Origin of the sequence: Acidovorax radicis N35 (assembly GCF_000204195.1) — a bacterium.
Classification (GTDB): Bacteria; Pseudomonadota; Gammaproteobacteria; order Burkholderiales; family Burkholderiaceae_C; genus Acidovorax; species Acidovorax radicis.
On record NZ_AFBG01000019.1, the window covers coordinates 447,571 to 458,066 of the forward strand.

Annotated in this window: 8 protein-coding genes; all 8 read right to left on the reverse strand. The window is 66.0% G+C overall.

Features of this window, described 5'->3' with window-relative positions; translation table 11 throughout:
* Nucleotides 1–164: 164 nt before the first annotated feature.
* The 8 genes from ftsA to mraY all read right to left on the reverse strand — a co-directional run bounded on the left by ftsA (nucleotide 165) and on the right by mraY (nucleotide 10,476).
* The gene (gene ftsA / locus ARADN35_RS0111830) at nucleotides 165–1,394 is read right to left on the reverse strand and encodes a cell division protein FtsA (RefSeq protein WP_010462329.1); all 1,230 of its coding nucleotides are present in this window, start codon (nucleotides 1,392–1,394) and stop codon (nucleotides 165–167) included.
* Nucleotides 1,395–1,489: 95 nt separating this feature from the next.
* The gene (locus ARADN35_RS0111835; RefSeq protein WP_010462331.1) at nucleotides 1,490–2,296 is read right to left on the reverse strand and encodes a cell division protein FtsQ/DivIB; all 807 of its coding nucleotides are present in this window, start codon (nucleotides 2,294–2,296) and stop codon (nucleotides 1,490–1,492) included.
* Nucleotides 2,296–3,285 (reverse strand): D-alanine--D-alanine ligase, encoded by a 990-nt coding sequence (locus tag ARADN35_RS0111840; RefSeq protein WP_181147538.1) that lies wholly within the window; start codon nucleotides 3,283–3,285, stop codon nucleotides 2,296–2,298. The genes ARADN35_RS0111835 and ARADN35_RS0111840 overlap by 1 nt, the downstream gene beginning before the upstream one ends.
* Nucleotides 3,282–4,715 carry a UDP-N-acetylmuramate--L-alanine ligase gene (gene murC / locus ARADN35_RS0111845; RefSeq protein ID WP_010462335.1) on the reverse strand — a complete coding sequence of 478 codons (1,434 nt, stop codon included), beginning with the start codon at nucleotides 4,713–4,715 and terminating at the stop codon, nucleotides 3,282–3,284. Before murC ends, ARADN35_RS0111840 begins: the two co-directional genes overlap by 4 nt.
* Complete coding sequence (gene murG / locus ARADN35_RS0111850; protein WP_010462338.1) at nucleotides 4,712–5,773, reverse strand: undecaprenyldiphospho-muramoylpentapeptide beta-N-acetylglucosaminyltransferase; 1,062 nt, start codon at nucleotides 5,771–5,773, stop codon at nucleotides 4,712–4,714. The genes murC and murG overlap by 4 nt, the downstream gene beginning before the upstream one ends.
* 247 nt (nucleotides 5,774–6,020) lie before the next feature.
* Nucleotides 6,021–7,295: a putative lipid II flippase FtsW gene (gene ftsW / locus ARADN35_RS0111855; RefSeq protein ID WP_010462341.1), complete on the reverse strand. Its 1,275-nt coding sequence runs from the start codon at nucleotides 7,293–7,295 to the stop codon at nucleotides 6,021–6,023.
* Nucleotides 7,292–9,301 (reverse strand): UDP-N-acetylmuramoyl-L-alanine--D-glutamate ligase, encoded by a 2,010-nt coding sequence (murD, locus tag ARADN35_RS0111860; RefSeq protein WP_029413939.1) that lies wholly within the window; start codon nucleotides 9,299–9,301, stop codon nucleotides 7,292–7,294. The genes ftsW and murD overlap by 4 nt, the downstream gene beginning before the upstream one ends.
* Nucleotides 9,298–10,476, reverse strand: coding sequence for a phospho-N-acetylmuramoyl-pentapeptide-transferase (gene mraY, locus ARADN35_RS0111865; RefSeq protein ID WP_010462345.1), 1,179 nt, complete (start codon nucleotides 10,474–10,476; stop codon nucleotides 9,298–9,300). The genes murD and mraY overlap by 4 nt, the downstream gene beginning before the upstream one ends.
* Nucleotides 10,477–10,496 lie beyond the last annotated feature (20 nt).

A 10,496-nucleotide genomic window follows, 5' to 3' on the forward strand; every position in this document is an offset into this window, starting at 1 on the left:
CGGCGGTCCTGTACATCGCCATCGCTCGCGCGGCGTTTGGTGGGGACTCCCTCGCGCCAGCCACAAGGCCCCCACGCTTGCCACTGCGTGTGCTGCGCTGCCCCCCATGGGGGCTTGCGCGCCTTGGGGCGGCCCGGCGGCGCTCATTCCTAGGTATTTCATGGTCAGAAATTCCCCACGATGAAATCTTTGAAACGCCCGAACGCGGTCTTCATGGAGCCGCTCTTTTGCGCCACCTTGAAGCCGCGCAGCCGTGCCAGGCGAGCTTCTTCGAGCAGGCCCATGACGGTGGCTGCTCGGGGCTGGGCCACCATGTCGGACAGGGCACTGGAATACTTGGGAATGCCGCGCCGCACGGGTTTGAGGAAGATGTCCTCACCCAGTTCGATCATTCCCGGCATCACCGAACTGCCGCCCGTAAGCACGATGCCCGAGGACAGCACTTCTTCGTAGCCCGACTCGCGAATGACCTGCTGCACGAGCGAGAAGATCTCCTCCACGCGCGGCTCGATCACGCCCGCCAGCGCCTGCTTGCTCAGCATGCGCGGGCTGCGGTCGCCCAGGCCGGGCACTTCGACCTGGCTCTCGGGGTCGGCCAGCAGTTGCTTGGCGTAGCCACTCTCGACCTTGATGTCTTCTGCGTCCTTCGTGGGAGTGCGCAATGCCATGGCGATGTCGCTGGTGATGAGGTCGCCCGCAATCGGAATCACCGCTGTATGGCGGATCGCACCGCCCGTGAAGATCGCCACGTCCGTGGTGCCCGCACCGATGTCCACCACCACCACGCCCAGCTCGCGCTCGTCATCCGTCAGCACCGCCTGGCTGCTGGCCAGGGGGTTGAGCATGAGCTGCTCGACCTCCAGGCCACAGCGGCGCACACACTTGATGATGTTCTCGGCCGCACTCTGCGCGCCGGTCACGATGTGGATCTTGGCCTCCAGGCGGATGCCGCTCATGCCGATGGGCTCCTTCACATCCTGCCCGTCGATCACGAATTCCTGCGGCTCCACCAGCAGCAGGCGCTGGTCGCTGGAGATGTTGATGGCCTTGGCCGTCTCCACCACACGCGCCACGTCGGCCGAGGTGACTTCCTTGTCCTTCACGGCCACCATGCCGCTGGAGTTGAGGCCGCGAATGTGGCTGCCAGTGATACCGGTGTACACGCGCTGGATCTTGCAGTCGGCCATCAGCTCGGCCTCCTTGAGGGCCTGCTGGATGCTCTGCACGGTGGCGTCGATGTTGACCACCACACCGCGCTTCAAGCCGTTGCTCGGGGCCACGCCCAGACCTGCGAGCTTGAGCTCGCCATTGGGCAGAACCTCAGCCACCACGGCCATGACCTTGGCGGTGCCGATGTCCAGCCCCACCACAACGTCTTTGTATTCTCTTGCCATATCAGTCTCTGCCCTTCTCTGTTCTGTCCCGCCGCCCCACGGCCTCATTCACGAACCGACCTGCTTGTTGCGCCATGCACCGCTGATCCATGCCATTACCTCCTGCGCACGGCGCCAGCGGCCGCTGTGGCATCAGGAACCACGGTGCTCACACCGCGCATGCGCAACGCATAGCCCCCTGCATGCCGCAGATCGGCGGACTCGAGGGCATCCACGCGGCGCCCGTACTGCGCCGCCACCTGCGTCAGGGTGCGCGTGAAGCGTTGCGTGCGCTGCACCACCTCTTGCGGCGTACCGCCCCCCAGCTCCACCACCGCGTCGCTGTCGAGCGTGGCCCTCCAACCGCCCCGCCCGGTCAGCTCCAGCGTCTCCACTTCCAGGCCCAGCGGCTTGAAGACAGGCTGCAGCAGCCCATGCATCAGCAACACCTCGGGCGAACTGCCCACAGGGCCCAGCAGGCGCGGCAAGCCGTCCTGCTCCACGTCGCCCACGTTGGCCTCAAACACCTCGCCCTGGCGATTGACCAGGGCCGAGCCGCTCTCGGGCCCCCAGTACGCCACGGCGTCATGCTCCTGCAGCTCCACGCGCAGGCTGCCGGGGTACTCCCGCCGCACGTCGGCGCGGCGCACCCAAGGCACCTGCTCGAAGGCATTGCGGGCCGCCCGCAGGTCCACCGTAAAAAAGTTTCCTGCAAGGTGCGGCGCCACATTGGCCCGCAAGGTCACCGCGTTGTTGTGCACCAGCTCGCCCTGCACCACGATGCGTGCGATGGCAAAGCCGGGGTAGCGCAACACCCACCACGCACCCGCCGCCAGCACAGCCATGGCGCAGCCCACGAACAAGACCGATGCGGTCAGGTTCATGAGCTTGACGTCCAGGGGTGCTGGCAGGCTGTTGGTCATCAGGCGTCCTTCGGCCTTGGGGCAGTGTCCAACGCTGCATCCGCCAGGATGCGCAGGCACAGTTCCTCATAGCTGATGCCCGAGGCCCGTGCCGACATGGGTACCAGCGAATGACCGGTCATGCCAGGGGACGTGTTCATCTCCAGCAGGAAGGGTTTGCGGTCGCTGGCGCGGATCATCAGATCTGCACGGCCCCAACCCCGGCAACCCAGCGTGCGATAGGCCTCCAGCACGATGCGCTGGATCTCGCGTTCCTCGGCCTCGGGCAGGCCGCTCGGGCACTGGTACTTCACGTCGTCGGTGAAGTACTTGTTCTGGTAGTCGTAGGCGCCATCGGGCGCCACGATGCGGATCACCGGCAGCGCGCGGGCGTCTGCCCCCTGGCCCAGCACCGGGCAGGTCACTTCCTCGCCGTCGATGAACTCTTCGCAGAGCACGTCGGGGTCGTACTTCGCCGAGAGCGCCACGGCCTCCTGCATGTCCGAATAGCCACGCACCTTGGTCACGCCAATGGACGAGCCCTCGCGGGGCGGCTTCACGATCAGTGGCAAACCCAGCTCATCGGGCACGGTGCGCACCACCTCGCGCTGCTGGCGGTCGGGCGCCAGCCACACATAGCGTGGCGTGGGCAAGCCCTCGGCCAGCCACACCCGCTTGGTCATGACCTTGTCCATGGCGATGGCCGAGGCCATGACGCCCGGGCCGGTGTAGGGAATGCCCAGCAGCTCCAGCGCGCCTTGCACTGTGCCGTCTTCACCATGGCGGCCATGCAGTGCAATGAAGCAGCGCGCATAGCCATCGCGCTTGAGATCGCCCAGCGCGTTCTGCGCAGGGTCGAACGCATGCGCGTCCACACCCCGCGAACGCAGGGCCTGCAGCACGCCACTGCCGGACATGAGGGAGACCTCACGCTCGGCCGAGTCGCCACCCATCAACACGGCGACTTTGCCAAGCGATTTCACATCCATATTTGAATCAAAAGGGGTCATAGCGCGCTCCCTTCAAGCGCTTTTAGCTCATTATTTTGTAGCATTTCCACCACCTTGCCGGGTACTGCACCAATGGAGCCTGCGCCCATGCACATCACCACATCGCCGTTGCGCGCGTTGTCGGCAATGGCTTGCGGCAAATCGGCCACGTTGTCGACGAACACCGGCTCCACACGGCCCGCCACGCGCAGCGCGCGGGCCAGCGAGCGGCCATCGGCGGCGACCACGGGTGCTTCGCCAGCGGCATACACCTCGGTCAGCAGCACGGCGTCGGCGTTGCCAATGACCTTCACGAAATCCTCGAAGCAATCGCGCGTGCGGCTGTAGCGGTGCGGCTGAAAGGCCAGCACCAGTCGGCGGCCCGGGAAGGCGCCGCGCGCAGCCGCCAGCGTGGCGGCCATCTCCACCGGGTGGTGGCCGTAGTCATCAATGACAGTGAACGTGCCGCCGTCCTTCGCGGGCAGATCACCGTAGTGCTGGAAGCGCCGGCCCACGCCCTTGAAGCCGGCCAGCGCACGCTGCACGGCCTCGTCGGGGATGTTGAGCTCCACCGCCACGGCAATGGCCGACAGCGCGTTGAGCACGTTGTGCTCGCCCGCGAGGTTGAGCACGATTTCCATGTCGGGCAGCGTGACGCCGTTGCGCCGCTGCACGGTGAATCGCATCTGACCGGCTTCGGCACGCACATCGATGGCGCGCACCTGGGCGTCTTCCGAAAATCCGTAGCTTGTGATCGGACAGGTCACGCTTTGCAGGATGTCGCGCACGGCCGGGCTGTCCACGCACAACACCGCCGTGCCGTAGAACGGCATGCGGTGCAGGAAATCGACGAATGCGCCCTTGAGCCGGCTGAAGTCGTGCCCATACGTCTCCATGTGGTCGGCATCGATGTTGGTCACCACCGCCATCACGGGCAGCAGGTTCAGGAACGACGCGTCGGACTCGTCGGCCTCGACCACGATGTAGTCGCCGCTGCCCAGCTTGGCATTGGCGCCCGCGCTGTTGAGCTTGCCCCCGATCACAAACGTCGGGTCCAGCCCCGCCTCGGCCAGCACGCTGGTCACGAGGCTGGTGGTGGTGGTCTTGCCATGCGTGCCGGCAATGGCGATGCCTTGCTTCAAGCGCATCAGCTCGGCCAGCATGAGCGCGCGAGGCACCACGGGGATCTTCTTCTCGCGCGCAGCCAGCACCTCGGGGTTGTCGGGCGTCACGGCGGTGGAGGTGACCACCGCATCGGCCCCGTCGATGTGCGCCGCCGCGTGGCCCAGGCAGGTCTTGATGCCCAGGCCCTGCAGGCGGCGCAGCGTGGCGCTGTCGGCCAGGTCGGAACCGGAGATGCGGTAGCCCAGGTTGAACAGCACCTCGGCGATGCCGCTCATGCCGGCGCCGCCCAGGCCGACGAAATGGATGTGGCGGATGGCGTGTTTCATGCCAACTCCTCGCAGGCAGTCACCACTTCGCGGGTGGCGTTGATTTTTTGCATGTTTTTGGCCTTCAGCGCTTTATCCATCAAGGTAGAGCGCTCTGTATTCAATAGCATCTGAGCCAAACCCTCGGGCGTGAGGTCGCGCTGCTGCACCAGCCAGCCGCCGCCCGCGTTCACAAGAAACTGCGCATTGGTGGTCTGGTGGTCGTCCACCGCCGAAGGGAACGGCACGAAAACCGCCGCCGCGCCCACGGCAGCGATCTCGGTCACGGTGCTTGCGCCCGCGCGGCAAACAACGATGTCGGCATCGGCAAAGGCACTCGCGGTGTCGTCGATGAAGGGCGTGCATTCCGCCTCGACGCCGGCCGCGGCGTAGTTGGAGCGCAGTGCATCGATCTGCGTCGCACCGCTTTGGTGGATGACCACAGGGCGTTGGTCGGCAGGCATCAGCGCGACGGCTTGCGGCACGATCTCGTTCAATGCCCGCGCCCCCAGGCTGCCGCCCACCACCAACAGGCGCAGTGGGCCGGTGCGTTGTGCAAAGCGTTCGGCCGGTGCGGGCTTGCTGGTGAAGGCGGTGCGCAGCGGGTTGCCCACCCACTGCCCCTTTTTGAACACGTTGGGAAAAGCGGTGAAAACCCGGTCTGCCACACCTGCCAGCACCTTGTTGGCCATGCCGGCCACCGAGTTCTGCTCGTGCAGCACGAGCGGTTTGCCCGCCAGCACAGCCATCATCCCGCCCGGGAAGGTGATGTAGCCGCCCAGGCCCACCACCACGTCGGGTTTCACACGCCGCACCACGGCCAGCGCCTGCCAGAAGGCACGCAACAGGCGCAGCGGCAGCAGGGCCAGCGTGACGAGGCCCTTGCCGCGCACGCCCGAAAAATCGATCAACTCCAGCGCAAAGCCGTGTGTGGGCACGATGCGCGACTCCATGCTGCCCGGCGTGCCCAGCCAGTGCACGCGCCAGCCGCGTGCGCGCAGTTCCTCCGCCACGGCCAGGCCCGGGAAGATATGGCCGCCCGTACCACCCGCCATGATGAGGGCCGTCTTCTGCGTCATACGCGGCCTCCTCTCATCGAATGCTCCGCATTCGGCAGCGTTGCACGCTGCTGCAGCTTGTTTTGGTGAAACAAACTCCTCATACGCGGCCTCCGCGCATCGGTTGCTGCGCACCCGCCAACGCTGACGCGTTGCAGCAGCTTGTTTTGGTGAAACAAACTCCTCATACGCGGCCTCCGCGCATCGGTTGCTGCGCACCCGCCAACGCTGACGCGTTGCAGCAGCTTGTTTTGGTGAAACAAACTCCTCATACGCGGCCTCCGCGCATGAGGAGTTTGTTTTCATAGTCCACCCGCAGCACCACCGCGAGCGCCACCAGATTCATCAGGATCGCGGATCCCCCAAAACTCATCAGCGGGAGCGTGAGCCCCTTGGTCGGCAACGCGCCCAGGTTCACGCCCATGTTGATGAAGGCCTGAAAGCCGATCCAGATCGCCACGCCCTGCGCCACCAGCCCCGCGAACACGCGGTCCAGCGCGATGGCCTGGCGGCCAATGTGCATGATGCGGCGCGTCATCCACAGGAAGAGCACGATGAGGATGACCACGCCGACCAGGCCGAACTCCTCGCCAATCACCGCCAGCAGGAAGTCGGTGTGGGCCTCGGGCAGCCAGTGCAGCTTTTCCACGCTGCCGCCCAGGCCCACGCCAAAGATCTCGCCACGCCCGATGGCGATCAGCGAGTGGGAAAGCTGGTAGCCCTTGCCCAGGGCGTGCTCCTCGCTGAAGGGGTCGAGGTAGGCAAACACCCGTTCACGGCGCCAGGGCGAGCTGGCGATCATGACGCCGAAAGCGGCCACCAGAACCCCTGCGATCAGGAAGAACATCCGGGCGTTGACACCCCCCAGAAAAAGGATGCCCATGGCGATCACTGCCACCACCATGAAGGCACCCATGTCGGGTTCGGCCAGCAGCAGCACGCCCACGATGGCCACGGCGGCGCCCATGGGCAGCACGGCGCGGAAAAAGCGCTCCTTCACCTCCATCTTGCGCACCATGTAGTCGGCCGCATAGATGAGCACCGCGAACTTGGCCACCTCGGACGGCTGGAAACCGATGGGCCCGATCGACAGCCAGCGCCGCGCGCCATTGACGACCTTGCCCACACCGGGGATCAGCACCGCAATCAACAGCAGCAGCGCCACCACGAAAAGCCAGGGCGCCATGCGCTCCCACAGCGCCATGGGCACCTGGAAGGCCAGCAGCGCCACGACAAAACCCACCACGAGGTACATCATGTGGCGGGTCAGGAAATGGGTCGACGCGTAATTGGCAAAACGCGGGTTGTCCGGCATGGCGATGGAGGCCGAATACACCATCACCAGACCCCAGGCCAGCAGCGCGACCACCACCCACAGCAAGGCCTGGTCGAAGCCCAGCACACTGGCCGGCGTGCTGGACGACTGGCGGTACTCCGTGCCGCCAACGCGCACGGGCAATACGTCCGCAGCCTTGCCAGGCAGGCCTCCAAACCAGCCGGTCACCCGCTGCAGCAACGTGGAATTGCGCACGTCGGCCGTCATGCCATACCTTCCACGGACTGCCCGGCGTCGTCGGCCAAGGCGCGCACGGTGTCGCAGAACACCTGGGCGCGGTGCTCATAGCCCGTGAACATGTCAAAGCTGGCGCAGGCGGGCGACATCAGCACCGCATCGCCCGCATGGGCACGCTGCGAGGCCAGCGCCACCGCCTGGGGCAGTGTCTCGGCATCCAGCAGTGCCACGCCGCAGTCCTGGAGCGCGGCGCGGATCTGCGGCGCATCGCGCCCGATGAGCACCACGGCACGTGCATAGCGCGACACCGGCGCTGCGAGCGGCGAAAAGTCCTGCCCCTTGCCATCGCCGCCCAGGATGACCACGATGCGGCGCTCTGCGCCCAGGCCGATGAGGGCCGCCACCGTGGCGCCCACGTTCGTGCCCTTGCTGTCGTCAAAGTATTCCACCCCGTGGATGACGGCCACGGGCTCCACCCGGTGTGGCTCGCCCCGGTACTCGCGCAGGCCGTACAGCAGCGGGGCCAAGGTGCAGCCTGCAGCCGAGGCCAGGGCCAGTGCAGCCAGCGCGTTCACCGCGTTGTGGCGGCCCCGGATGCGCAGCGCATCGGCCGGCATCAGGCGCTGGATGTGCAGGTCCTCGGCCACTTCATTGCGGCCGCGCTTGCGGGTTTCATCCGCATCCATGGCACGCACCAGCCAGGGCATGCCACTGACGACCTCGATACCGAAGTCGCCGGGGCGCTGGGGCATGTCGGCACCAAACGTCAGGTGCTCGCGCACCTGGGGCTTTTGCAGCTTGACCTTCACTGGAGGTGGAAGCATGCGCATGACCTCGGCATCTTCGCGGTTCAGGACCATGAGCCCTGTCTGGCCAAAGATGCGTGCCTTGGCCGCCGCGTAGGCGGCCATGTCGCCATGCCAGTCCAGGTGGTCCTGCGTGATGTTGAGCACGGTGGCCGCCGTGGGTTCAAAGCCCGTGACGCCATCGAGCTGGAAGCTCGACAGCTCCAGCACCCATACATCGGGCAGCGTGCCAGCGTCGATGTGGCCCGCCAGGGTATCAAGCAGCGTGGGGCCGATGTTGCCGGCCACGGCCACGCGTTGGCCCGAACGCTCCACCAGCTGGCCGGTGAGCGATGTGACCGTGGTCTTGCCATTGGTGCCCGTGATGGCCAGCACGGCCGGTGCGTAGCCGTGCGAAGCGTGCAGCGCGGCCAACGCCATGGAATACAAGCTCAACTCACCTCCAGCGCTTATCCCACATGCGCTAGCAGCTACCAAAACAGGAGCAATTGTCTGGGGACTCAAACCCGGCGAGCGGTAGACCGCATGCAGGTCTTTGCCTTCGACCAGACTGGCATCAAAGGCACCCGCGACAAAACGCGCCTGGGGCAGCTCTTGCTGCAGCGTGGGCAACTGTGGCGGCGCGGCGCGGGTGTCGGCCACGGTGACATCGGCACCGCAACGCACACACCAGCGGGCCATGGCCAGGCCCGAGGCGCCCAGGCCCAGGATAAGGATGTTCTGGCCCTGCATCGGACGCATGCCTTCACCGGGCCGGCCCAGGGGCTGGACAGCTTCATCGGTCGCAACTGCCTCGGCGGTTTCTTCTTCGGCCTCATGCAGCGGGGCCGACGCAGCTTCAGGCGCGGCCACCTCGGCAAAAATCTGCGCCACAAAGTCAGCGGCGGCCTTTGCGGCAGACACGGCCGGGGGCTTTTCTGGGTCCCAGGCATTCGCCGCCGCGTTGCCTGCGCGTGCGCCTGTGGCGGGCCCGGGTGCCACCGCCGTGCCCTCGCTTGTGGCCGCAGGCTCCGTCATGTCGGTCGTGGCGTCCTGGGGCTCGAAGAAGGACTGTGCATCGGGAAGGGCAACGCCGGTCTCGTCAGGCACCACGTCCTCCATCGATCGCGCTGGTGGCATGTCCACATCCGGCCGCCCGGCAGGCGGCTCCCCACCCGCCGCCGCAACGGCAGGCTCTGCCACCGGGGGAGCGGGTGGCGCAGCGGGGATGAGGGGATCGTCCGGGTTCATCGCAGTTTCAGCGTGGACAGGCCGACAAGGCACAGCAGCATGGTGATGATCCAGAAGCGCACGACCACCTGCGTTTCCTTCCAGCCGCTCTTTTCAAAGTGGTGGTGCAGCGGCGCCATCTTGAGCAGACGGCGGCCTTCGCCGTAGCGTTTCTTGGTGAACTTGAACCAGGTCACCTGCAGCATCACCGACAGCGCCTCGACCACGAAGATGCCGCCCATGATGGCCAGCACGATTTCCTGGCGCACGATGATGGCGATGGTGCCCAGGGCCGCGCCCAGCGCCAGCGCCCCCACGTCGCCCATGAAGACCTGGGCGGGGTGCGCGTTGAACCACAGGAAGGCCAAGCCCGCGCCCGCCATGGCCGCGCAGAAGATCAGCAGCTCGCCCGAGCCGGGGATGTGCGGGAAGAACAGGTACTTGGAATACACCGAGCTGCCTGTGACATAGGCAAACACGCCCAGGGCCGAGCCCACCATCACCACCGGCATGATGGCCAGGCCATCGAGCCCGTCGGTCAGGTTCACGGCGTTGCTGGAGCCCACGATGACGAGGTAGGTGAGGATCACGAAGCCCAGCACGCCCAATGGGTAGCTCACTTCCTTGAAGAACGGCAATTGCAGGCCGGCCTTGGGCGGCAGGTCGAGCGAGAAACCCGACTGCACCCAGCCCACGAACAGCTCCCACACCTTGGCGTTGGAGCTCTCAGAGATGCTGAACACCAGGTACAGCGCGGCAATCAGGCCGATGACCGATTGCCAGAAATACTTCTCGCGCGAACGCATGCCCTCGGGGTCCTTGTTGACCACCTTGCGCCAGTCGTCCACCCAGCCGATGGCACCAAAGCCCAGCGTGACGATGAGCACGATCCACACGAATCGGTTGGACAGGTCAAACCACAGCAGCGTCGAAATCGCAATCGACAGCAGGATCAGCACGCCGCCCATGGTGGGCGTGCCGCTCTTGGACAGGTGCGATTGCATGGCGTAGCCACGGATCGGCTGTCCGATCTTGAGCGAGGTGAGCACACGGATCACCTTGGGGCCTGCGATCAGGCCAATGAGCAACGCCGTCATCGCCGCCATCACCGCACGGAAGGTGAGGTACTGGAACACGCGGAAGAAGCCGAACTCGGGCGACAGGCCCTGCAGCCATTGCGACAGCATCAGCAGCATGAGGCCTCCCCGGCTTGCCC